This window comes from Burkholderia sp. Bp8991, from assembly GCF_003853795.1.
Classification (GTDB): Bacteria; Pseudomonadota; Gammaproteobacteria; order Burkholderiales; family Burkholderiaceae; genus Burkholderia.
Genome location: NZ_QTQJ01000008.1, coordinates 221,799 through 243,645, shown reverse-complemented (window position 1 = coordinate 243,645; position 21,847 = coordinate 221,799). Strand labels below are relative to the sequence as shown.

Annotated in this window: 17 protein-coding genes and 1 other RNA gene; 9 read left to right on the top strand and 9 right to left on the bottom strand. The window is 66.9% G+C overall.

The window, feature by feature from the left end; genetic code table 11:
- Positions 1 to 30: 30 nt before the first annotated feature.
- From pheA to gyrA, 4 genes are all read right to left on the bottom strand, one after another.
- Entirely contained in the window at positions 31 to 1,113 is a 1,083-nt protein-coding gene (pheA, locus tag DIE02_RS12235) for a prephenate dehydratase (protein WP_044844839.1), read from the bottom strand.
- 34 nt (positions 1,114 to 1,147) lie between these two features.
- Complete coding sequence (gene serC, locus DIE02_RS12230) at positions 1,148 to 2,230, bottom strand: 3-phosphoserine/phosphohydroxythreonine transaminase (protein WP_124522082.1); 1,083 nt, start codon at positions 2,228 to 2,230, stop codon at positions 1,148 to 1,150.
- Between the two features lie 172 nt (positions 2,231 to 2,402).
- Positions 2,403 to 3,002, bottom strand: a complete 600-nt coding sequence (locus tag DIE02_RS12225) for a DUF2059 domain-containing protein (RefSeq protein ID WP_044844860.1) — start codon at positions 3,000 to 3,002, stop codon at positions 2,403 to 2,405.
- Between the two features lie 83 nt (positions 3,003 to 3,085).
- Positions 3,086 to 5,689 carry a DNA gyrase subunit A gene (gene gyrA, locus DIE02_RS12220; RefSeq protein WP_044844841.1) on the bottom strand — a complete coding sequence of 868 codons (2,604 nt, stop codon included), beginning with the start codon at positions 5,687 to 5,689 and terminating at the stop codon, positions 3,086 to 3,088.
- Between the two features lie 536 nt (positions 5,690 to 6,225).
- Between gyrA and ompA the strand changes: the two genes are divergently transcribed.
- The 4 genes from ompA to ssrA all read left to right on the top strand — a co-directional run bounded on the left by ompA (position 6,226) and on the right by ssrA (position 8,865).
- Complete coding sequence (gene ompA, locus DIE02_RS12215; RefSeq protein ID WP_044844842.1) at positions 6,226 to 6,897, top strand: outer membrane protein OmpA; 672 nt, start codon at positions 6,226 to 6,228, stop codon at positions 6,895 to 6,897.
- Positions 6,898 to 7,049: 152 nt separating this feature from the next.
- On the top strand, positions 7,050 to 7,748 hold the full coding sequence (ubiG, locus tag DIE02_RS12210) for a bifunctional 2-polyprenyl-6-hydroxyphenol methylase/3-demethylubiquinol 3-O-methyltransferase UbiG (protein WP_044844843.1): 699 nt from the start codon (positions 7,050 to 7,052) through the stop codon (positions 7,746 to 7,748).
- A 13-nt stretch (positions 7,749 to 7,761) separates the two neighbouring features.
- Positions 7,762 to 8,478 (top strand): phosphoglycolate phosphatase, encoded by a 717-nt coding sequence (gph, locus tag DIE02_RS12205; protein WP_124522084.1) that lies wholly within the window; start codon positions 7,762 to 7,764, stop codon positions 8,476 to 8,478.
- A 17-nt stretch (positions 8,479 to 8,495) separates the two neighbouring features.
- Positions 8,496 to 8,865: a transfer-messenger RNA gene (ssrA, locus tag DIE02_RS12200) on the top strand.
- A gap of 268 nt (positions 8,866 to 9,133) precedes the next feature.
- Here the strand turns inward: ssrA and DIE02_RS12195 are convergent.
- The 3 genes from DIE02_RS12195 to DIE02_RS12185 form a co-directional block, all read right to left on the bottom strand.
- Entirely contained in the window at positions 9,134 to 9,487 is a 354-nt protein-coding gene (locus DIE02_RS12195; RefSeq protein WP_059599002.1) for a DUF4148 domain-containing protein, read from the bottom strand.
- Positions 9,488 to 9,799: 312 nt separating this feature from the next.
- A complete protein-coding gene (locus DIE02_RS12190) occupies positions 9,800 to 10,069 on the bottom strand; it encodes a hypothetical protein (RefSeq protein WP_044844846.1) in 270 nt (89 codons plus the stop codon).
- A 101-nt stretch (positions 10,070 to 10,170) separates the two neighbouring features.
- The gene (locus DIE02_RS12185) at positions 10,171 to 11,277 is read right to left on the bottom strand and encodes a substrate-binding domain-containing protein (protein WP_124487821.1); all 1,107 of its coding nucleotides are present in this window, start codon (positions 11,275 to 11,277) and stop codon (positions 10,171 to 10,173) included.
- 130 nt (positions 11,278 to 11,407) lie between these two features.
- Here DIE02_RS12185 and DIE02_RS12180 point away from each other — a divergent pair, with 130 nt between their 5' ends.
- Genes DIE02_RS12180 through DIE02_RS12165 form a run of 4 tightly spaced genes read left to right on the top strand, consistent with a single transcriptional unit; the run spans position 11,408 to position 16,710 of the window.
- Complete coding sequence (locus DIE02_RS12180) at positions 11,408 to 11,908, top strand: NAD(P)H-dependent oxidoreductase subunit E (RefSeq protein WP_044844848.1); 501 nt, start codon at positions 11,408 to 11,410, stop codon at positions 11,906 to 11,908.
- Entirely contained in the window at positions 11,905 to 13,482 is a 1,578-nt protein-coding gene (locus DIE02_RS12175; RefSeq protein ID WP_124522086.1) for an NADH-quinone oxidoreductase subunit NuoF, read from the top strand. Before DIE02_RS12180 ends, DIE02_RS12175 begins: the two co-directional genes overlap by 4 nt.
- A 17-nt stretch (positions 13,483 to 13,499) precedes the next feature.
- The gene (gene fdhF, locus DIE02_RS12170) at positions 13,500 to 16,451 is read left to right on the top strand and encodes a formate dehydrogenase subunit alpha (protein ID WP_124522088.1); all 2,952 of its coding nucleotides are present in this window, start codon (positions 13,500 to 13,502) and stop codon (positions 16,449 to 16,451) included.
- A 7-nt stretch (positions 16,452 to 16,458) separates the two neighbouring features.
- Positions 16,459 to 16,710: a formate dehydrogenase subunit delta gene (locus DIE02_RS12165; RefSeq protein WP_124522090.1), complete on the top strand. Its 252-nt coding sequence runs from the start codon at positions 16,459 to 16,461 to the stop codon at positions 16,708 to 16,710.
- Positions 16,711 to 16,718: 8 nt separating this feature from the next.
- Here DIE02_RS12165 and DIE02_RS12160 read toward each other — a convergent pair whose 3' ends face one another.
- Positions 16,719 to 18,383, bottom strand: coding sequence for an FAD-dependent monooxygenase (locus DIE02_RS12160; protein ID WP_044844852.1), 1,665 nt, complete (start codon positions 18,381 to 18,383; stop codon positions 16,719 to 16,721).
- Positions 18,384 to 18,513: 130 nt separating this feature from the next.
- Between DIE02_RS12160 and DIE02_RS12155 the strand changes: the two genes are divergently transcribed.
- Complete coding sequence (locus DIE02_RS12155; protein WP_409364200.1) at positions 18,514 to 20,352, top strand: tetratricopeptide repeat protein; 1,839 nt, start codon at positions 18,514 to 18,516, stop codon at positions 20,350 to 20,352.
- Between the two features lie 76 nt (positions 20,353 to 20,428).
- On the opposite strand, the gene DIE02_RS12150 is transcribed toward DIE02_RS12155, so the two are convergent.
- Complete coding sequence (locus DIE02_RS12150) at positions 20,429 to 21,724, bottom strand: MFS transporter (protein WP_124522094.1); 1,296 nt, start codon at positions 21,722 to 21,724, stop codon at positions 20,429 to 20,431.
- Between the last annotated feature and the right edge of the window lie 123 nt (positions 21,725 to 21,847).

Genomic DNA, 21,847 nt, shown 5'->3' with positions numbered 1-21,847 from the left:
TGCGCGGTGCAGGCGACGGGCCGCTGCGCGTCAGCGCGCGCGCGGATACGAACCGAGTACCTTCAGGAACGCGGCCTTCTGGCCGAGCTCCGCGAGCGCGGCGGCCACGGCTGGCTCGTCCCGGTGCCCTTCGATGTCGATGTAGAAGTAATACTCCCACGTGCCGACGCGCGCCGGGCGCGATTCGAAGCGGGTCATCGACACCCCGTGCCGCGCGAGCGGTTCGAGCAGCTTGAACACCGCGCCCGGCTCGTTCTTCACCGACACGATCAGCGAGGTCTGGTCGTGACCGCTCGGTCCGGCCGGCTGCTTGCCGATGATCACGAAGCGCGTGCGGTTGTGCGGATCGTCCTGAATCAGCGAGAACGCGATCTGCAGCCCGTAGTGCGCGGCCGCGCGGTCGCCCGCGATCGCCGCGACGCTCGGGTCGGCCGCCGCGAGACGCGCGGCCTCCGCGTTGCTCGACACTGCTTGCCGCTCGAGTTGCGGTGCGTTCGCGGCGAGCCACTGCTGGCATTGCGCGAGTGCCTGCGCATGCGCGCAGACGCGCTTCACGCCGTCGAGCGTGCCGCTCTGCGTGAGCAGGTTGTGATGGATCGGCAGCGCGAGTTCGCCGCTGATCAGCAACTGCGTCTGCAGCAGCAGGTCGAGCGTGCGCGACACCGCGCCTTCGGTCGAATTCTCGACCGGCGCGATGCCGAATGCGGACGCGCCCGCCTCGACCGAGCGGAACACCTCGTCGATCGACGGACACGGCAGCCCTTCGATCGACTGGCCGAAATACTCGAACATCGCCTGTTCGCTGTACGTGCCGACCGGCCCGAGGAACGCGACGTGGATCGTCTGCTCGAGCGCGCGGCTCGCGGCCATGATCTCGCGCCAGATGGCGCTGATGTGCTCGCTCGCGAGCGGCCCCGCGCTCATGTCCTGCAGGCGCGCGATCACCTGCAGCTCGCGTTCCGGCCGGAACACCGGCGCATTGAAATGCTTCTTGACCTCGCCCACCTCGAGCGCCACTGCGGCGCGCTGGTTCAGGAGCGCGATCAGCTGCGCGTCGATCGCATCGATGCGGTCGCGCAGCGGTTTCAGGCGGGAATTCAGTTCGTCGTCCATGCGTAGTTGCCGTGCTGTTTGAACAGCGCCGCGCTCAGGCGCCGCGCCGTTCGAAGTCCTTCATGTACTCGACGAGCGCTTTCACGCCCTCGAGCGGCACCGCGTTGTAGATCGACGCCCGCATGCCGCCGACGGACTTGTGGCCCTTCAGCTGCAGCAACCCGCGCGCCTTTGCGCCGGCAAGGAAGTCTTCATTGCGCGTTTCGTCGGCCAGGAAAAAGGGCACGTTCATCCGCGAACGCGCCGCCGGCTCGACCTTGTTCAGATAGAAGCTGCTCGCATCGATCGTGTCGTAGAGCAGCTTCGCCTTCTCGATATTGCGGGCCTCGATCGCCTCGAGGCCGCCCTGCCGCTTCAGCCACTGGAACACGAGGCCCGCGACGTAGATCGCATAGGTGGGCGGCGTGTTGTACAGCGAGTTGTTCTCGGCGACGGTTTTCCATTCGAATGCGGACGGGCAGATCGACAGCGCGCGATCGAGCAGATCCTCGCGCACGATCACGACCGTCACGCCGGCTATCCCGATGTTCTTCTGCGCGCCGCCGAACAGCACGCCGTACTTCGCGACGTCCATCGGGCGCGACAGGATGTGCGACGAGACATCGGCGACGAGCGGCACGTCGCCGATGTCGGGAATCTCGAACGTCTCGACGCCGTCGATCGTCTCGTTCGTGCACAGATGCACGTAGGCCGGATCGTCCGACAGCTGCCACTCGGCACGGGCAGGCGCGCGCGTGAAACCGTCGGCCGTCTTGCCGGAGGCGGCCAGATGCGGCGTGCCGTATTTCTTCGCTTCGTTGAACGACTTCTGCGACCACGAGCCCGTCACGACGAAGTCGGCGGTCTTGCGCGAGCCGAGCAGGTTCATCGGCACGGTCGCGTTCGCACCGATGCCGCCGCCCTGCAGGAACAGGATCCGGTGGCTGGCCGGCACATCGAGCAGTTCGCGCAGGTCGGTCAGCGCCGCCTCGTGGATCGACATGAATTCCTTGCCGCGATGGCTCATCTCCATCACGCTCATGCCGCTGCCGTGCCAGTCGAGCATTTCGTCGGCGGCCTGCCGCAGCACTTCCTCGGGGAGCGCCGCAGGACCGGCGGAGAAATTAAAGACGCGCATCGTGAAAACCTCGGGAGGGACGCGACCGGCTTGCGACCGGCTTGCCGCCGGCAGAAAGAACCGCGCCTGAAAAGAAATGGCCGCTTGCGCTCGCGCGCAAACGGCCATTATCGCACTGTCATCAGGCTCCCGCCAAACCCGGCCGAACGGCCGGGCGGCGTGCCCGGACGGCTTACTTGCCCGGCTTGACTGCCGCGACTTCCTTGTCAGCCTGCGCGCGCGTCGCCTGGATCGCTTGCGGCATGTACTTCTGCATCAGGCCGTTGACCACGTCGCGGCCGACCTGATCCTGAACCTGGATGAACTTGCGGCCCGTCGGGCTCTTGTAGAACGTCGTCAGATCCTTGATCTCCGACGTGCTGTAGTACTTCGCATAGGCGTCGTACTGAGCCGACATCGCATCGTTCTGGAACTGCTGCGAGCCGAACACCTTGCCCGCGCCGTCAACCAGCTTCGGCACTGCGTTCTTCTGCAGCGTCGGCACGGCAGCTTGCTTCTGCTTGTCGTTCAGCGACTTGTTTTCCGACAGCGCGTCCGACAGGATCGCCGGCACGAGCTGCTTTGCCTGCATCTCGGCGCTGTTGCCGATAGCCGACACGAGCTTCGGCGCGTCGATCGCGTCGAGCAGATCCTTGATCGCTGCCTTCTTGTCGGCGTCGATCGGCGCAGCTGCCGCGGTCGCAGCCGGTGCGGAATTCGACAGCGCTTGCGCCATCGCGAACGTCGGCACCAGTGCAGCCAGCAGAACCAGTTGCTTGAATTGCTTTTGCATCATCACTCCCTTTTGGAAATATGAATGGTTGCTCGCCGACCGCGGCGCTTTTCGCCCGCGGCGGCTCGAGTCTCATCCGTTCTTCAGGCTTCGCCGTCCGACGCCTCGTCGGCCTCGCCATCGCCCTCTTCGGCTTCCGCGATCTGCTGCAGGCCGGAGAGCTTGGTACCCTCATCGAGACTGATGAGTGTAACACCTTGCGTGGCGCGCCCCATTTCGCGAATCTCGGACACACGCGTCCGGATCAACACGCCGGCGGTCGTGATCAGCATGATCTGATCCTCGGCGTCGACGAGCGTCGCGGCGACGACCTTGCCGTTGCGCTCGGACGTCTGGATCGCGATCATCCCCTTCGTGCCGCGGCCGTGACGCGTGTACTCGGTGATCGGCGTGCGCTTGCCGTAGCCGTTTTCGGTCGCGGTGAGCACGGTCTGCTCCTCGCTGCCGGCAACCAGCAGCGCGATGACCTGCTGCCCGTCCTCGAGCTGCATGCCGCGCACGCCGCGCGCTTCCCGGCCCATCGGGCGCACGTCGTTCTCGTCGAAGCGCACGGCCTTGCCTGCGTCAGAGAACAGCATCACGTCGTGCGCGCCGTCGGTGATCGACGCGCCGATCAGGTAATCGCCCTCGTCGAGGCCGACCGCGATGATGCCCTTCTTCATCGGGCGGCTGAATGCTTCGAGCGGCGTCTTCTTCACGGTGCCGAGCGACGTCGCCATGAACACGAACTTGTCGGCCGAGAACTCCTTGACCGGCAGCACGACGTTGATCTTCTCGCCTTCCTGCAGCGGGAACATGTTGACGATCGGACGGCCGCGCGAGTTGCGCGAGCCTTGCGGCACTTCATAGACCTTGACCCAGTACACGCGGCCGCGGTTCGAGAAGCACAGGATGTAGTCGTGCGTGTTCGCGATGAACAGCGTCTCGATCCAGTCGTCTTCCTTCATCTGCGTCGCCTGCTTGCCGCGACCGCCGCGCTTCTGCGCGCGATACTCGGACAGCGGCTGCGACTTCACGTAGCCCGCGTGCGACATCGTGACGACCATGTCCTGCGGCGTGATCAGGTCTTCGGTATTCAGCTCGGTCGCGTTCAGCTCGATCTTCGAGCGGCGCGCGTCGCCGAATTCGGCCTTCACCGACGTCAGCTCTTCGCCGATCATCGTCGTGATCCGCTCCGGGCGCGCGAGGATGTCCAGCAGGTCGGCGATCTGCGCCATCACTTCGCGGTACTCGCCGATGATCTTGTCCTGCTCGAGACCGGTCAGGCGCTGCAGACGCATCTGCAGGATTTCCTGCGCCTGCGTGTCGGACAGACGGTACAGCCCGTCGGTCTGCATCCCGAACGCCGGGTTCAGGCCTTCCGGACGGTACGCGGAGCGGCCGCCCGCGGATGCGTTCTCGGTCTCGGCGCGCGTCAGCATCTCGCGCACGAGCGACGAATCCCACGGCTTCGCCATCAGTTCCTGCTTCGCGATCGGCGGCGTCGGCGCGGCCTTGATGATCGCGATGAACTCGTCGATGTTCGCGAGCGCGACCGCGAGACCTTCGAGCACGTGGCCGCGTTCGCGGGCCTTGCGCAGTTCGTAGATCGTGCGGCGCGTCAGCACTTCGCGTCGATGCGACAGGAAGCACTGCAGGATTTCCTTCAGGTTCAGCAGCTTCGGCTGGCCGTCGACCAGCGCGACCATGTTCATGCCGAACGTGTCCTGCAGCTGCGTCGCCTTGTACAGGTTGTTCAGCACCACTTCGGGCACTTCGCCGCGCTTCAGCTCGATCACGACGCGCATGCCGCTCTTGTCGGACTCGTCGCGGATGTCGGAGATGCCCTCGAGCTTCTTCTCGTTGACGAGCTCGGCAATGCGCTCGAGCAGCGAGCGCTTGTTCACCTGGTACGGCAGCTCGTCGACGATGATCGCCATCCGCTGGCCGCGGTCGATCTCCTCGAAGTGCGTGGCCGCGCGCATCACGACGCGGCCGCGCCCGGTGCGGTAGCCGTCGCGCACGCCGGCGACGCCGTAGATGATGCCGGCCGTCGGGAAGTCCGGCGCCGGGATGATCTCGATCAGCTCGTCGATCGTCGCTTCCGGGTTGCCCAGCAGGTGCTGGCACGCGTCGACGACTTCGTTCAGGTTGTGCGGCGGGATGTTGGTCGCCATGCCGACCGCAATGCCCGACGAGCCGTTGATCAGCAGGTTCGGGATGCGCGACGGCAGGACCGACGGCTGCATCTCGTTGCCGTCGTAGTTCGGCTCGAAGTCGACCGTTTCCTTGTCGATGTCGGCGAGCAGCTCGTGACCGATCTTCGCCATGCGAATTTCGGTGTAACGCATCGCCGCGGCGTTGTCGCCGTCGATCGAGCCGAAGTTGCCCTGCCCGTCGATCAGCATGTAGCGCAGCGAGAAGTCCTGCGCCATCCGCACGATCGTGTCGTACACCGCGGTATCGCCGTGAGGGTGATACTTACCGATCACGTCACCGACGATACGCGCCGATTTCTTGTACGCGCGGTTCCAGTCGTTGTTCAGTTCGTGCATCGCGAACAATACGCGCCGGTGCACGGGTTTCAGGCCATCGCGGACATCCGGAAGGGCACGTCCGACGATCACGCTCATCGCGTAATCGAGATACGAACGGCGCATTTCCTCCTCTAGGGAGGTGGGCAGGGTCTCTTTGGCGAATTGATCCATGTATCCGTATCGTTTCGGAGCGAAGACGGCGAACGCCTTTCGCGTGGGCGCTGCATGCGCAACGCAACGCGAGATTCTAACATGCGCCCATCAGCCGCCGATTCGCCACCCCCTCTATATGTAAACAGCAAAAATCGCGACCACGGCAGCGGCACCGCGAACCGGCCGCGATCGCGCCCCTTCAGGCGGCTCGGGGGCCGCGCGGATCCGAGTCGCGCACGCGGGTAAACATTTGCGGCCTTTCGCGCAATTTCGCGGACCCACTCTTGACAATCTCTAAAAGTTACGGCAGGCCGGTGTTGCGCATGCACCACAAAGTTGAAGCGATCTTAGGGTGGGGAGGATTTTTTTTCGTAGGAAGGGAACGATATGGCAAAATGCCAACGCACTGAAAGTTAGACGCTGCTCGAAGTCTACACAGAGCGGTGCCGCGTTTTTTGTGCCGCACCAATGTTATACTTCGAGCAATGTATGACTTGTCACCGTCAACAGGCTCGCAGTAAACCTGCGGTAATCTCAATTTCGAGAGGAGAAATATGAATAAACTTTCAAAGCTCGCGTTCATTGCAGCTACCGCAGTTATGGCTGCATCCGCTTCGGCACAGTCGGTGCCGGCGTCGCGTCAAGCCGTCAACGACAACTGGGTGAACGGCACGGGCGAATGGGTGTGGATGAACGGCACGAACGAGCTCTGCTGGCGTGACGCGTTCTGGACGCCGGCCACCGCCAACGCGAAGTGCGATGGCGCACTGGTCGCCCAGGCACCGGCACCGGCTCCGGTCGCACCGGTTGCTCCGGCAATCACGAGCCAGAAGATCACGTATCAAGCCGACGCACTGTTCGACTTCGACAAGGCAACGCTCAAGCCGCTGGGCAAGCAAAAGCTGGACGAACTGGCTTCGAAGATCCAGGGCATGAACACGGAAGTGGTCGTCGCTACGGGCTACACGGACCGCATCGGTTCGGACAAGTACAACGACCGCCTGTCGCTGCGCCGTGCGCAAGCCGTCAAGTCGTACCTGGTCAGCAAGGGTGTCCCGGCCAACAAGATCTACACGGAAGGCAAGGGCAAGCGCAACCCGGTCACGACGGGCTGCAACCAGAAGAACCGCAAGCAACTGATCGCCTGCCTCGCACCGGACCGCCGCGTGGAAGTCGAAGTGGTCGGTACGCAAGAAGTCCAGAAGACGACCGTTCCGGCACAGTAAGCCGCGGTTTTCGACTGCTTCAAAGCCCCGCTCCGGCGGGGCTTTTTCTTTGACGCCCGCCCAGGCGCTCGCTGGCCTCGTTGTGCGCCCCCTTATATACTCGGGGCTGACGTACCGACGCATCGCCCTCCTTCCGTAGCCCGTTTGCCGACATGACCAACGCCGATCCGCACGAACTCCAGAAATTCAGCGACCTCGCCCATCGGTGGTGGGATCCGAACGCCGAATTCAAGCCCCTGCACGACCTGAACCCGGTCCGGCTCGGCTGGATCGATTCGCATGCGCACCTCGCCGGCAAGCGCGCGCTCGATATCGGCTGCGGCGGCGGCATCCTGTCCGAATCGATGGCCGGACTCGGCGCGCAGGTGAAAGGCATCGACCTGTCGACCGAAGCACTCGGCGTGGCCGACCTGCACAGCCTCGAAAGCGGCATCACGGTCGATTACGAGGCGATCGCCGCCGAAGCGATTGCCGAACGCGAGCCGGGCACCTATGACGTCGTCACGTGCATGGAAATGCTCGAGCACGTCCCGTCGCCGGCCGGCGTCGTCGCCGCGTGCGCGACGCTCGTGAAGCCGGGCGGCTGGGTGTTCTTCTCCACGCTGAACCGCAACCTGAAGTCCTACCTGTTCGCAGTGATCGGTGCGGAGTACATCGCGCAGATGCTGCCGAAGGGCACCCACGACTACGCGCGCTTCATCCGCCCGTCGGAACTGGCGAGCTTCGTGCGCGGGACCGATCTGCATATCGTGGAGATCAAGGGCATTACCTATCACCCGATCGGCAAGCGCTTCGCGCTGTCGAACGATACCGACATCAACTATCTCGTCGCGTGCCGCCGCGGCGCGTGACCTTCCGACCGGCATGACGACTTCCCTTTCGACCGGGCGGCCCGCACTCGACGAGCCGCGCCTGCTGCACTGCGATGCCGTGCTGTTCGACCTCGACGGCACGCTCGCCGACACGGCGCCCGATCTCGCCGCCGCCGTCAACAAGATGCAGCGCGTGCGCGGCCTGCCCGAAACGTCGCTCGACGTGCTGCGGCCGCTGGCATCGGCCGGCGCGCGCGGCCTGCTCGGCGGCGCATTCGGCATCGGCCCGCAATCGGCCGGCTACGAAGCGATGCGCGACGAGTTCCTGACCAATTACGCGACGGACATCTGCGTGCACACCGTGCTGTTCCCCGGCATCGGCGACGTGCTCGACGAACTCGATGCGCGCGGCGTGCGCTGGGGCATCGTCACGAACAAGGCGATGCGCCTCACCGCGCCGCTCGCCGACCTGCTCGGCCTTGCGCCGCGCGCGGCCTGCATCGTCGGGGGCGACACAACGCCGCACTCGAAACCGCATCCGGCCCCGCTGCTGCACGCGGCCGGACAGATGACGCTCGCGCCCGAGCGCATCGTCTATGTCGGCGACGATCTTCGCGACATCCAGGCCGGCAGCGCGGCAGGGATGGCAACCGTCGCGGCTGCCTATGGCTACTGCGGCGACGGCGCCGCGCCGGCCGACTGGCACGCGCAGCATCTCGTCGGCTCGACGCAGGAACTGCGCGAACTGTTGCGCGATGTTGGGCTATAATGTTTGATCTTATCCGCGGGGGCGACCTGGTTTCGACAGGGGTTGTGAAGCGGCTAGGGCATGTCGAGGACCCGTCACCTCGTTAATCAATGGGAAAATCGTAACTGCAAACGACGATACGTTCGCACTGGCAGCCTAACGGCCGCCGTCCTCTGCCTAGTTCACTGACGGGCTAGTGTCGCAAGACCGGTAGCAATACCGCCAGAGGTCATTTACGTCAGTTAAGCCCTGTCGGCGTCGCGACGCCAGGGTCGAAAACCTAGCGAATCGCCGTAGTGCAGCGTGTTCGTCCGCGTCGCTGCGGTTAAATCAAATGACTGAACTAAACATGTAGAACTAGTCGTGGAGCGCTTCTGGACGCGGGTTCGATTCCCGCCGCCTCCACCAAATTCCGCGCTTGACGCACGAACCCCGCACGACGCGAGTCTGCGGGGTTTTTTGTTGCCAGTGCGCCCACCTCCCGCGCCCTCCGAAAAAGCGCCCGGCCCGGGCGGGCCAGGCGGAATGCCACCGATACGCCGGCGACAGGAGGTGACGGAGGTTCGGCGCCGTCCGCGCTGCGCTCGAGCGCAGCGGACGACGCCCTGCCCGGCACCGCGACCGGACGCGATGCATCGTCGCACCGGCCGCGTGGCCCCGCCAGGCAATGCGCAGCTTAGCTGCCGCGATACAGCGACTTCATTTCTTCCGCGCTGGCCGGACGCACGCCGATCGCACGCGAGCCCGCTGCCGATGCGCCCTGCACCTGCGCGCCGTAGCCGCTGGCGTCGGCGCCTTGCGCCTGGGCCAACGCGCTGCGCTGCTGTTCTGCAACACGCGCGGTTGCGGCCTGGATCGCTTCCGGATAGTGCGGATCTTCGCCGCGGGCGGTGTTGTAACCGGCCTGCTGGAGCTGAACCAGTTCGGCGCGAACCTGTGCGCGGGTGAGTGCCGAGCCGGACTGCGCAAACGAAACGACCGGAGCAACGAGAGCGGCAGCAACGACAACGGCTTGAACGAGCGACTTCATGATGACCTACCTCCAGATTTGTCTGATTTCGCGGTGAACACCCGTTCATCGCTGACAAACCGAAGTTTATGTAGGCGGATGCTTAAGAATAAGGCAGGTTTCAGGAAGACATCCTTCCTGGATTACGGGTTAACCCTAGAATCCCGACAGGCACCCGATCCGGCATCGCACGATCGCACTGGACTACGACCGGCCATAAAGCACGAGCCCCGCAAGGCAGCATGCCCTGCGGGGCTCGAAAAGAATCGCGCGGCATCGGCGCGGCACGGCCGCACAGACGCGTCGACGACGACCCGGCGCGTCTGCCTTGGTTTATTGAGTGTCCAGCGGGCACTTCAGGTTGCAGCCGTTCGGATCCCCCATATCGCCCTTGCGGCGCAATGCCGACTTCTTGCCGCTCTGGTATTTCTGCGACGGCGCAGACGCCGCGAACGGCATCTGCGGATGCTCGTTCAGGCGGAACTGTTCGCTCAGGATGCCGCCAGGCACGCCCGGGGAATTCTGCGCAAGCGCAAACGGCGAAACAGCGACGAGAAGCCCTGCGGTCAACGCTGCCGCGGCGAAGGGAACGGAAAGTTTCATGGCGGGATGACGCCTGAACGGCGTGCTTGTTGGAACGTTGATCAAGCGGCAAGCGTAGCGCAAATCCCTCGCTGCTGCAGCGCGGCTCGCGTGCATTCCCGTTACCGTGCGTTGCCGTCCGGCGTACCGGCCGCGACCGTACCGGCGAAGCCCTCCGCGACACCGGCCAGCGTCCCGCACGCCGCCGGATCGTAGCCGTCGAGATGCGCGACGCGCTCGACGAAACGTGCATCGCGCAGCAAGGCGAGCACGCCGGCGAGCGGCCGCGAGTCGAGCTGCGCGCGTTCGCACGCGAAGTAGTAGTCCTCGTCGACGACCGGGATGAAATCGAGCCCGAAATGACGGGCGGCCGGCTCGACGCCGAAGCCGAGATCGGCCATCCCGCTCGCGACGAACGCGGCGATCGCCGAGTGCGTGAGCTCGGCCGACGCGTAGCCGTCGATACGCTCGGGATCGATGCCGATCGCGCGCAACGCGAGATCGAGCAGCATGCGCGTGCCCGACCCCGGCTGCCGATTGACGAAGCGGATGTCGTGGCGGGCGAGATCGGCCAGCCCGCCGACCTGCTTCGGGTTGCCGCGCGGCACGAACAGCCCCTGCTGGCGACGCGTCAGATGAATCAGCACGTGACGCGTGTCGTCGAGCCACGGCCGGTAGATCTGCGCGCACCGTTCGCGGAACGCGCCGCGCGGCAGATGGAAGCCGGCCAGCTCGCATTCGCCGCGCGCGAGCGCCTGCACGGCCTCGACGCTCTCGCGATACTTGATGTCGACGGCGGCCTGCGCATCGACGAGTGCGGAAACGAGCGCCGCAACCGCATAGCCGTGCGACGCATGGATGCGCACGGCGCCGTCGCGCTGTGCGAGCCGCCGGTTCAGGTTGCTCGCCACCTCGGCCGCCAGCGCGCGCAGGTTCCCGTCGAGACGGCTGCGCGCGAGCCGCTGCGCGTCGACGACCGCCTGCCCCAGCTCCGACAATGTCGATCCCTTGCCGCGCGCGGTCTCGATCAACTCGCCGCCGACGCATGCCTCCAGCGCCCGCAGCATGCCCCACGCGTGCCGATACGACAGCCCTTTCGCCTGCGCGGCCTGTGCAATGCTGCCCGTATCGGCCACGAGCTCCAGCAACGGGGCGACATCCGACAGGCTCGCCGTGCGGCCCTCCGTGTCGCGTACGGTCAGATACGCGTCGCATTCGATTCGAATCAATTATGTACTCCGATTTCCTATTGCGACTGCGAAATCTTCCGCTTATCGTTGCTCAAAATCAATCAGGACGAAGTCCCGGTGTGCACTATATGAATCAAGGGCACATATGAGACTTTGGAGGAGCACAACGATGTCCCCGAATTCCCCCGCGCCCGACGCGCTCGTCGAGCGTCATGCGCGCGCCGGCCGCTCGCTCGTCGCGATCCTGCATGCGATCCAGGACGAAGCCGGCTACGTACCGGCAGGCTGCGTCGCGCCGCTCGCGAAGGCGCTGAATCTGTCGCGTGCCGAAGTGCACGGCGTGCTCACCTACTATCACCACTTCCGCACCGCGCCGCCCGCGCGCGTGACGATCCAGATGTGCCGCGCCGAGGCGTGCCGCAGCATGGGCTGCGAAGCGCTGGCCGCACACGCGGAAGCGCGCACGGGTTGCCGGTTCGACGCCGCGCACGGCGATGGCGCCGACGCGCACGCGCCGGGCGACGTCGCGCTCGAGTCGGTCTACTGCCTCGGGCTGTGCGCACAATCGCCGTCGATGACGGTCAACGGCGTACTGCACGCAAAGGTCACGCCGGAGAAGTTCGACGCCCTGCTCGCCGACGCGGCCGCCCACACCCCGGAGGCCGCATGACGACCCGCATCTACGTTCCGCGCGATTCGTCCGCGCTGGCGCTCGGCGCCGACGCCCTCGCCGCCGCGATCGTCGCGGAAGCCGAGCGGCGCGGCGTCGCGATCGAACTGATCCGCAACGGTTCGCGCGGGCTGCTGTGGCTCGAGCCGCTCGTCGAGGTCGGCACGGCCGCCGGGCGCGTCGGCTACGCGAACCTGTCGGCGGCCGACGTGCCCGCCCTGTTCGATGCAAACTGGCTCGACGGCGGCACGCACCCGAGCGGCGTCGGCCTCGTCGACGCGCTGCCCTATCTCGCGCGCCAGCAGCGCCTCACGTTCGCGCGCATCGGCCTGACCGATCCGCTGTCGATCGACGACTACCTGAAGCATGACGGCCTCGCCGGCCTGAAGAACGCGCTCGCACTCGACGGCGACGCCGCGTGCGAGCTGCTGATCGAATCGGGGCTGCGCGGCCGCGGCGGCGCGGCCTTCCCGGCCGGCATCAAGTGGCGCACGGTCCGGCAGGCGCGCGCCGCGCAGAAGTACATCGTCTGCAACGCGGACGAAGGCGATTCGGGCACGTTCTCCGATCGCCTGCTCATGGAATGCGATCCGTACTGCCTGATCGAAGGGATGATCATCGCGGGCATCGCGACGGGCGCGACGCTCGGCTACATCTACGTGCGCAGCGAATACCCGCATGCGATCGCGGCACTCGAAACGGCGATCGAGCGCGCTCGCGAAGCCGGCTGGCTCGGCGAACGCGTGCTCGGCTCCGCGCATGCGTTCGACCTGCACGTCGCGAAGGGCGCCGGTTCGTACGTGTGCGGCGAGGAAACGGCGCTGCTCGAATCGCTCGAAGGCAAGCGCGGCGTCGTGCGCGCGAAGCCGCCGCTGCCGGCGCTCGCCGGCCTGTTCGGCCAGCCGACCGTGATCAACAACGTGATCACGCTCGCGACCGCGCCGGTGATCTTCGCGCGCGGCGCCGCGTTCTATCGCGACTACGGGATGGGCCGCTCGCGCGGCACGCTGCCGTTCCAGCTCGCGGGCAACATCCGCCACGGCGGCCTCGTCGAGCTCGCGTTCGGCGTCACGCTGCGCGAGCTGCTGTTCGACTACGGCGGCGGCACGGCCAGCGGCCGGCCCGCGCGCGCCGCCCAGGTCGGCGGCCCGCTCGGCACCTACCTGCCCGAACACCAGTGGGACATGCCGCTCGACTACGAGGCGTACGCGGCGATCGGCGCGGTGGTCGGCCACGGCGGCATCGTGCTGCACGACGACACGTCGAATCTCGCGGAGCTCGCCGAATACGCGATGAAGTTCTGCGCGATCGAATCGTGTGGCAAGTGCACGCCCTGCCGGATCGGCTCGACGCGCGGCGTCGAGACGATCGCGCGGATTCGCGAAGGCGACACGTCGGAGCGCCAGGTCACGCTGCTGCGCGACCTGTGCGACACGATGCTCGCCGGCTCGCTGTGCGCGATGGGCGGGATGACGCCGTATCCGGTGCTGTCCGCGCTCGACCATTTCCCCGAAGATTTCGGGCTCGCCGCCGGCAAGCAAGCCGCGTCGGGTCCGGTCAAGGCTGCGGCCTGACCCAGAAGGAGCCCTGCATGTCCCTCGACACGAACAACGTCCGCCAAGGCGGCTGCGGCTCGGGCCAATGCGCGTGCAAGAGCGCCGCTGAGGCGCGCGTGCGCGATCCGTTCGACGAAACCGACTACGGCACGCCGCAACGGCATGCCGATACCGACGTCACGCTCGAAATCGACGGCCAGCCGGTCACGGTGCCGGCCGGCACGTCGGTGATGCGCGCCGCGATCGAAGCCGGCGTCAACGTGCCCAAGCTCTGCGCGACCGATTCGCTCGAACCGTTCGGCTCGTGCCGTCTGTGCCTGGTCGAAATCGAAGGCCGGCGCGGCTATCCGGCATCGTGCACGACGCCCGCCGAAGCCGGGATGAAGGTGCGTACGCAGTCGGACCGGCTGCAGTCGCTGCGCCGCAACGTGATGGAGCTGTACATCTCCGACCATCCGCTCGACTGCCTCACCTGCCCCGCCAACGGCGACTGCGAACTGCAGGACATGGCGGGCGTGGTGGGCTTGCGCGAAGTGCGTTACGGCTTCGACGGCGCGAATCACCTGCACGACCAGAAGGACGAATCGAATCCGTACTTCACGTACGATCCGTCGAAGTGCATCGTCTGCAACCGCTGCGTGCGCGCATGCGAGGAAACGCAGGGCACGTTCGCACTGACGATCGCCGCGCGCGGTTTCGAATCGCGCGTCGCCGCCAGCGAAGGCGAATCGTTCATGGCATCGGAATGCGTATCGTGCGGCGCGTGCGTCGCCGCGTGCCCGACGGCCACCTTGCAGGAAAAATCCGTCGTCCAGTTCGGCCAGGCCGAGCATTCGGTCGTCACGACCTGCGCGTACTGCGGCGTCGGCTGCTCGTTCAAGGCCGAGATGAAGGGCACGCAGGTCGTGCGCATGACGCCGCACAAGAACGGCCTCGCGAACGAAGGCCACGCGTGCGTGAAGGGCCGTTTCGCGTGGGGCTACGCGACGCACAAGGACCGCATCACGAAGCCGATGATCCGCGAGAAGATCACCGACCCGTGGCGCGAAGTCAGCTGGGAAGAGGCGCTCACCTACGCGGCGACGCAGTTCCGCAAGCTGCAGCAGAAGTACGGCCGCGATTCGATCGGCGGCATCACGTCGTCGCGCTGCACGAACGAGGAAACCTACCTCGTGCAGAAGCTCGTGCGCGCCGCGTTCGGCAACAACAACGTCGACACTTGCGCACGCGTGTGCCACTCGCCGACCGGCTATGGCCTGAAGACGACGCTCGGCGAATCGGCCGGCACACAGACCTTCGCGTCGGTCGGCCAGTCCGACGTGATCGTCGTGATGGGCGCGAACCCGACCGACGGGCACCCGGTGTTCGGCTCGCGCATGAAGCGGCGCATCCGCGAGGGCGCGAAGCTGATCGTGATCGACCCGCGCCGCATCGACGTGGTCGACGGCCCGCACGTGAAGGCCACGCATCACCTGCAGCTGCGCCCGGGCACCAACGTCGCGATCGTCAACGCACTCGCGCACGTGATCGTCACCGAGGGGCTCGTCGCCGACGCATTCGTCGCCGAACGCTGCGACACGCGCGCGTTCGAGCAATGGCGCGACTTCGTATCGCGCGCCGAGAACTCGCCCGAAGCGACCGCCGACGTAACGGGCGTGCCGGCCGCGCTGGTGCGCGAAGCCGCGCGCCTCTATGCGACGGGCGGCAACGCCGCGATCTACTACGGCCTCGGCGTGACCGAACACGCGCAAGGCTCGACGACGGTGATGGGCATCGCGAACCTCGCGATGGCGACCGGCAACATCGGCCGCGAAGGCGTCGGCGTCAATCCGCTGCGCGGCCAGAACAACGTGCAGGGTTCGTGCGACATGGGCTCGTTCCCGCATGAACTGCCCGGCTACCGGCACATCAGCGACGAAGTCGTACGCACGCAGTTCGAACAGGCATGGTCGGCCACGCTGCAGCCGGAACCGGGGCTGCGCATCCCGAACATGTTCGACGCGGCGCTCGACGGCAGCTTCAAGGGCCTCTATTGCCAGGGCGAGGACATCGTCCAGTCGGACCCGAACACGCAGCACGTCGCGGCCGCGCTGTCGTCGATGGAATGCATCGTCGTGCAGGACATCTTCCTGAACGAAACCGCGAAATACGCGCACGTGCTGCTGCCGGGCTCGACGTTCCTCGAGAAGGACGGCACGTTCACGAACGCGGAGCGCCGCATCTCGCGCGTGCGCAAGGTGATGCCGCCGCTCGCGGGCTACGCGGACTGGGAAGTGACGCTGCTGCTGTCGCGGGCGCTCGGCTACGACATGCACTACGCGCATCCGTCGGAAATCATGGACGAGATCGCGCGGCTCACGCCGACCTTCTCGGGTGTGTCGTACGAGAAGCTCGATGCGCTCGGCAGCATCCAGTGGCCGTGCAACGAACAGGCGCCGGACGGCACGCCGACGATGCACATCGACGCATTCGTGCGCGGCAAGGGCCGGTTCGTGATCACGCAGTTCATTCCGACGCCGGAAAAGGTCACGCAGCGCTATCCGCTGATCCTGACCACGGGCCGCATCCTGTCGCAATACAACGTCGGCGCGCAGACGCGCCGGACCGAGAACGTGCAGTGGCACGAAGAGGACCGTCTCGAGATCCATCCGCACGACGCGGAGGACCGCGGAATCCGGACCGGCGACTGGGTCGGCATCGAATCGCGGGCGGGCCAGACCGTGTTGCGCGCGCTCGTGTCCGACCGCATGCAGCCGGGTGTCGTGTACACGACGTTCCACTTCCCCGAATCGGGCGCGAACGTGATCACGACGGACAGCTCCGACTGGGCGACGAACTGCCCGGAATACAAGGTGACGGCCGTGCAGGTGATGCCGGTCGCGCAGCCGTCGGACTGGCAGCGCGCGTATGCGCGCTTCAACTCGGAGCAGCTCGACCTGCTCGAGCGCCGCGCCGCCACGCCGGCCGCCGTGACGACGGGCAAGTGAGGACGCGATGGACAACGGACACCTGGTCGACATGGCCAACCAGATCGGCGCGTTCTTCGAATCGATGCCCGATCGCGAAGAAGCGCTGAGCGGGATCGCCGAGCATATCCGGCGCTTCTGGGAACCGCGGATGCGTCGTGCATTGCTCGCCGCGCTCGACGATCCGTCGAGCGCGGCCGGACAACGCGCGGCGCCGATCGTGCGCGACGCGATCGCCGCGCACCGCGCATCGCTCGTACCAGCCGCGGCCTCCGCCTGAGCGCCCCGCTACGCAGGCACCGACATGCCCGCGAACCAGCTTTCGCAGTGGCGCAGCAGCGCGTTCGCGTCGGTGGCGGTACGGCCGCGCACCGCGATGTAGCCGTCGGGCCGCAGCAGGTAGAACGACGGCCTCGAGCGGCCGTATACCTGCGCAAGCCCATCCGTGCCGTCGCTTTCGGCATCGGCGACGCGCCATGTTCGCACGGCGCCCGGCATGATCCGCTCCAGCCCCTGCACAAGCGCCTGCGCATCCGCGGGCATCGGCGGCACGTCGCCCGTCTCGCCGGCGTCGGCACCTGCCGGTTCCTCGAGCAGCAGCAGCGTAAAGCTCGCGGGGTCGTGCAGGTCGTATAGCCGCGCGGTTCCGGGCGCCCGCCCGAGCGGCCCGTCGACCACGTGCACGAGCGCGTCGGGCGCGCGCTCGCCTGCGCGCGGCCCGCCGTCGAGCACGCGTTCGAGCGTGAGCGGGCTTTTCCGGTATTGCACGCCGAGCTCGCTGACGGTGCGGCGTACCGCGTCGCGCACCGGCCCGAACGACGCCAGCAGCGGCACGACATGATCGCGCAGCAGCTTCATCGCGCCGTGGTCGGCTTCGACGATCTGCGTGACGAGGCCGGTCTGCCGCAATACGTCACGCTCGATCGGGTGGCGCTCGGCGTGATACGTGTCGAGCAGGCGCTCCGGCGTGCCCGCGCCGAGCACGCGCGCGAGCTTCCAGCCAAGATTGAACGCTTCCTGGATGCCCGTGTTCATGCCCTGCGCGCCCGCCGGGCTGTGAACGTGCGCGGCGTCGCCCGCGAAGAATACCCGCCCGTGACGCAGTCGCTCGACCATCCGGCTATGCAGGCGGAAATACGTCGACCACGCGAGATCGCTCGGCGCAATCGACGCACCGACGCGCGCGCGCACGATCGCCTCGCATTCGTCGAGCGACGGGGTCGAGGGCGTGAGTCCGTCGGGCGATGCGTCGCTGCCGGGCGGCCGGTCGGCAACGAGCCGGTAGCGGCCGCCGCCCATCGGAAACAGCCCCGCGATGCCGTCGGGCGTCGTGAACAGATGGATCTCCTCGTCCGGCCAGTCGGGTATCGCCGCGAAATCGGCGAGCAGGAAAGTCTGCTCGAACGCATGCCCGGCGAAGCCCAGGCCAAGCAGGTGGCGCACCGTGCTGTGCGCGCCGTCGGCGGCGATCAAGTACGAGGGCGCGAACGCCTGTTCACGACCGTCGGCATCGCGGATCGTCACGTCGAGCGACGGTCCGCCCGCATCGCATGCGGTGAGCGTGACGCCGCGTTCGACGGTCACGCCGAACCCGGCCAGATGCTCGGCGAGCAGCCGCTCGGTGATGCTCTGGTCGAGAAACAGCAGATACGGATAACGCGTTTGCAGCGGATCGAAATCGAGCCGCGCGATCACGCGGCCGTCCGCATGCAGCGCGGCCGCATGGGCGCGATGACCCAGCGCGAGAAACGGTTCGACCGCGCGATGCTGCTCCAGCAGTTCGAGCGTGCGTGCCTGGATACCGATCGCGCGCGAGTACGGCGCGGGCACGGCGAGCCGGTCGATGATGCGCACCGGCACGCGGGCACGCGCGAGACTCATCGCCGCGGCAAGGCCGGTGGGGCCTGCGCCGACGATCAGCACCGGCGGGATATCGAGCAGTGTGTCAGCCATGAGAACCTCGATGACACGCGATTGTGCAAGTCTACGCCGCTCCGCGTGACGGGGCCATATGCCGACCGGCCGATCTGGGGTGCCCGCGCGCAGTGTGGGAAAATACGCGCTTTCCGTCAGTTTTCGCGTCATGGAATCCGCATTCGACCGAGCGTATGCCGCGCACCGCGCGGGCCGCCTCGCCGAGGCCGAGCACGGCTATCGCGCCGCACTCGCCACTCATCCCGCCGACGCCGACGCGCTGCATCTGTTCGGCGTGCTGCGGCATCAGCAGGGCCAGCATGCCGAGGCGGCCGATCTCGTCGGGCGTGCGGTCGAGTTGCGCCCGAACGACGCCGCGCTGCAGCTCAATCTCGGCAACGCGCTGAAGGCGCTCGGCCGGCTCGACGAAGCGATCGACCGCTTTCGCAACGCGCTGACGCTCGCGCCCGAATTTCCGCTCGCGCACTACAACCTCGGCAACGCCTATGCGGCACTGCAGCGCCACGAAGATGCCGTCGACGCATTTGCCCGCGCACTTCGGCTCACACCGGACGACGCATCGATCCACAACAACCTCGGCAACGCGCTGAATGCGCTCGGCCGTCACGACGATGCGCTCGCCGCATTCCATCGCGCGCTCGAGCTGCGGCCCGGGCATGCCGGCGCGCACAACAATCTCGCGATGGCGCTGAACGCGATGGGCCGGGCCGACGACGCGATCGCCCATTTCCAGGCTGCGATCGCCGCGCAGCCGCGCTTTGTCGCCGCGCATTTCAATCTCGGCAACACGCTCGAGGCGCTCGGCCGTCATGGCGAAGCCGCCGCCGCATTCGAAGCCGCGCTCGCGCTGCACCCGCCGTTTCCGCTCGCCCTCTTCGGGCTCGCGAACGCGCTGTGCGCGCAGGCACGCCAGCGCGAAGCGCTGCCCTACTACGAACGCGCGGTCGGTCTCGATCCGTCGTTCAGTCTCGCGTGGTTGAACCTCGGCAACGCGCATCACGCACTCGGCGCGCACGAGATGGCGCTGCGCGCGTTCGACCAGGCGCTGCGCGTCGCCCCCGACCTGAAACTCGCGCAGCTGCACCGCGCCGTCACGCTGCTGACGCTGGGCGACTTCGCCCGCGGCCTGCCCGCGTACGAAACGCGCCACGACACGCCGGGCGCGACGCCGCTCGGCACGCTGCCGCGCTGGCAAGGCGAGCCGATTGCCGCGCGCACGCTGCTGATCCGCGCGGAACAGGGCTTCGGCGACACGCTGCAGTTCGTCCGCTTCGTGCCGCTCGCCCGCGCGCGTTGCGCGCGCGTCGTGCTCGAAGTGCAGCCGGAACTCGTCGCGCTGCTCGCACCGGCCGCGGCACGCTGGCGCGTGACGCTCGTCGCGCAGGGCGCCGCGAAGCCGCCGGCGGCGGACATCGCATGCACGCTGATGAGCCTGCCGTTCCTGCTCGGCCTGCAGCCGGCCGACATCGTCGCGGGCACACGCTACCTCGACGTGCCGGACAGCACGCAGCGGCGCTTTCGCGGCTCGCTGGGCGGCCAGTCGAAGCGCAAGTTCGGCCTTGCGTGGACGGGACGCCGGCAGGCGCAGGAAAACCGCTCGATGCCGTTCGACGCGCTCGCGCCGCTGCTCGCGCTGCCGGACATCGACTGGATCGTGCTGCAGCCGGCGCTCGACGACGACGAACGGGCACGCGTCGACGCGCATCCCCGCATGCATCGCCTCGACGGGCGGCTGAACGACTTCGCCGACACGGCAGCGCTGATCGAACGGCTCGACGGCGTCGTCACGATCGATACGGCGGTCGCGCACCTCGCGGGCGCGCTCGGCAAGCCGCTGTGGATCATGCTGCCGTTCGCATCCGACTGGCGCTGGTTCACCGGCGACGACTGTCCGTGGTATCCGCGAGCGAGGCTCGCCCGCCAGTCCGCACCGGGACAATGGCTCGACGTGGCGGCGGCGGTCGCCGCCGCGCTGCGCGACGCCTGAATGCCAGAGCGCAGACAAAAAAAGGGAGCGCGGCGCGCTCCCTTTTTTCAGTCGACGTGATGCGATACAGGCGGCGTCAGGCCGACTTGTACTGGTTGCGCGCTTCGCGCGTGCGATACAACACGAGCGTCGCGATCAATCCGCAGAATGCGGCGACGCTCAGCCACAGCCCCGGTGCCGCCTTGTTGCCGGTCTGGTGGATCAGCAACGTCGAGATCGCCGGCGTGAACCCGCCGATCGTCGTCGCGAGGCTGTACGCGAGCGAGAAGCCGGCCGTGCGCACATCGGCCGGCATCACTTCGGTCAGCGCGACGACCATCGCGCCGTTGTACGAGCCGTACAGGAACGACAGCCACAGCTCGACCGCGAGCAGCCGCAGGAACGACGGATCCGCCACGAGCCACAGCACGGCCGGATAGGCCGACAGCAGCGTGAGCACCGTGAACGCGATCAGCACCGGGCGGCGGCCGATGCGATCCGACAACGCGCCGGACAGCGGCAGCCAGACGAGATTGGACAGGCCGACGCAGACGGTCACGACGAGTGCGTCGAGCGACGACAGGTGCAGCACTTCCTTGCCGAACGTCGGCGTGTATGCGGTGATCATGTAGAACGACACCGTCGTCATGATCACCATTCCCATGCCGGCGATCACGACGCCCCAGTTTTCGAGCATCGAACGCATGATCTCGCCCATCGTCGGACGGTGACGCTTCGCGAGGAATTCGTCGGTTTCCTTCAGCGAACGACGGATCAGGAACAGGAACGGAACGATCAGGCAGCCGATCAGGAACGGAATGCGCCAGCCCCACGCGGTCATGTCCTCGGCCGGCAACGCGTGGTTCAGCAGCACGCCGACGAACGCGGCGAACACGACCGCCACCTGCTGGCTGCCGGATTGCCACGACGTATAGAACCCCTTGTGGCCCTTCGTCGCGATCTCCGACAGGTAGACGGACACGCCGCCGAGCTCGACGCCCGCGGAAAAGCCCTGCAGCAGCCGGCCGAGCAGCACGAGCACCGGCGCGAGCACGCCGATCGTCGCGTAACCCGGTATCGAGGCCACCGTGAGCGTGCCGAGCGCCATCAGCCCGAGGGTCAGGATCAGCCCCTTGCGGCGGCCGTGATGGTCGATGTATGCGCCGAGCACGATCGCGCCGACCGGGCGCATCAGGAAGCCCGCGCCGAACACCGACAGCGACAGCATCAGCGACGCGAACGCGTTGCCGCTCGGAAAGTACGTGTTCGCGATAGCCGACGCGTAATACCCGTAGACCATGAAGTCGTACATTTCCAGGAAGTTGCCGCTGACGACCCGGAACACGGTACGGAATTTCGATTCCTGCGCGACGGCGTGTGTGGCTGTGGACATGGAGTTCTCTCGGCTCGGAAGGCGCGACCTGCGCGCCGTGGAGATCCGACGATGCGTGTCGCGCCGGGCCGGCGCACACGGGCATCGCTGCCAGCCGGCGGCGCCGCGCGCAACGATACGCAT

What these genes read in the sequence shown, in the direction of transcription:
- pheA (WP_044844839.1), bottom strand. Translation starts at nt 1,113, where the DNA reads ATGGACGACGAACTGAATTCCCGCCTGAAACCGCTGCGCGACCGCATC.
- serC (WP_124522082.1), bottom strand. Translation starts at nt 2,230, where the DNA reads ATGCGCGTCTTTAATTTCTCCGCCGGTCCTGCGGCGCTCCCCGAGGAA.
- DIE02_RS12225 (WP_044844860.1), bottom strand. Translation starts at nt 3,002, where the DNA reads ATGCAAAAGCAATTCAAGCAACTGGTTCTGCTGGCTGCACTGGTGCCG.
- gyrA (WP_044844841.1), bottom strand. Translation starts at nt 5,689, where the DNA reads ATGGATCAATTCGCCAAAGAGACCCTGCCCACCTCCCTAGAGGAGGAA.
- ompA (WP_044844842.1), top strand. Translation starts at nt 6,226, where the DNA reads ATGAATAAACTTTCAAAGCTCGCGTTCATTGCAGCTACCGCAGTTATG.
- ubiG (WP_044844843.1), top strand. Translation starts at nt 7,050, where the DNA reads ATGACCAACGCCGATCCGCACGAACTCCAGAAATTCAGCGACCTCGCC.
- gph (WP_124522084.1), top strand. Translation starts at nt 7,762, where the DNA reads ATGACGACTTCCCTTTCGACCGGGCGGCCCGCACTCGACGAGCCGCGC.
- DIE02_RS12195 (WP_059599002.1), bottom strand. Translation starts at nt 9,487, where the DNA reads ATGAAGTCGCTCGTTCAAGCCGTTGTCGTTGCTGCCGCTCTCGTTGCT.
- DIE02_RS12190 (WP_044844846.1), bottom strand. Translation starts at nt 10,069, where the DNA reads ATGAAACTTTCCGTTCCCTTCGCCGCGGCAGCGTTGACCGCAGGGCTT.
- DIE02_RS12180 (WP_044844848.1), top strand. Translation starts at nt 11,408, where the DNA reads ATGTCCCCGAATTCCCCCGCGCCCGACGCGCTCGTCGAGCGTCATGCG.
- DIE02_RS12175 (WP_124522086.1), top strand. Translation starts at nt 11,905, where the DNA reads ATGACGACCCGCATCTACGTTCCGCGCGATTCGTCCGCGCTGGCGCTC.
- fdhF (WP_124522088.1), top strand. Translation starts at nt 13,500, where the DNA reads ATGTCCCTCGACACGAACAACGTCCGCCAAGGCGGCTGCGGCTCGGGC.
- DIE02_RS12165 (WP_124522090.1), top strand. Translation starts at nt 16,459, where the DNA reads ATGGACAACGGACACCTGGTCGACATGGCCAACCAGATCGGCGCGTTC.
- DIE02_RS12160 (WP_044844852.1), bottom strand. Translation starts at nt 18,383, where the DNA reads ATGGCTGACACACTGCTCGATATCCCGCCGGTGCTGATCGTCGGCGCA.
- DIE02_RS12155 (WP_409364200.1), top strand. Translation starts at nt 18,514, where the DNA reads ATGGAATCCGCATTCGACCGAGCGTATGCCGCGCACCGCGCGGGCCGC.
- DIE02_RS12150 (WP_124522094.1), bottom strand. Translation starts at nt 21,724, where the DNA reads ATGTCCACAGCCACACACGCCGTCGCGCAGGAATCGAAATTCCGTACC.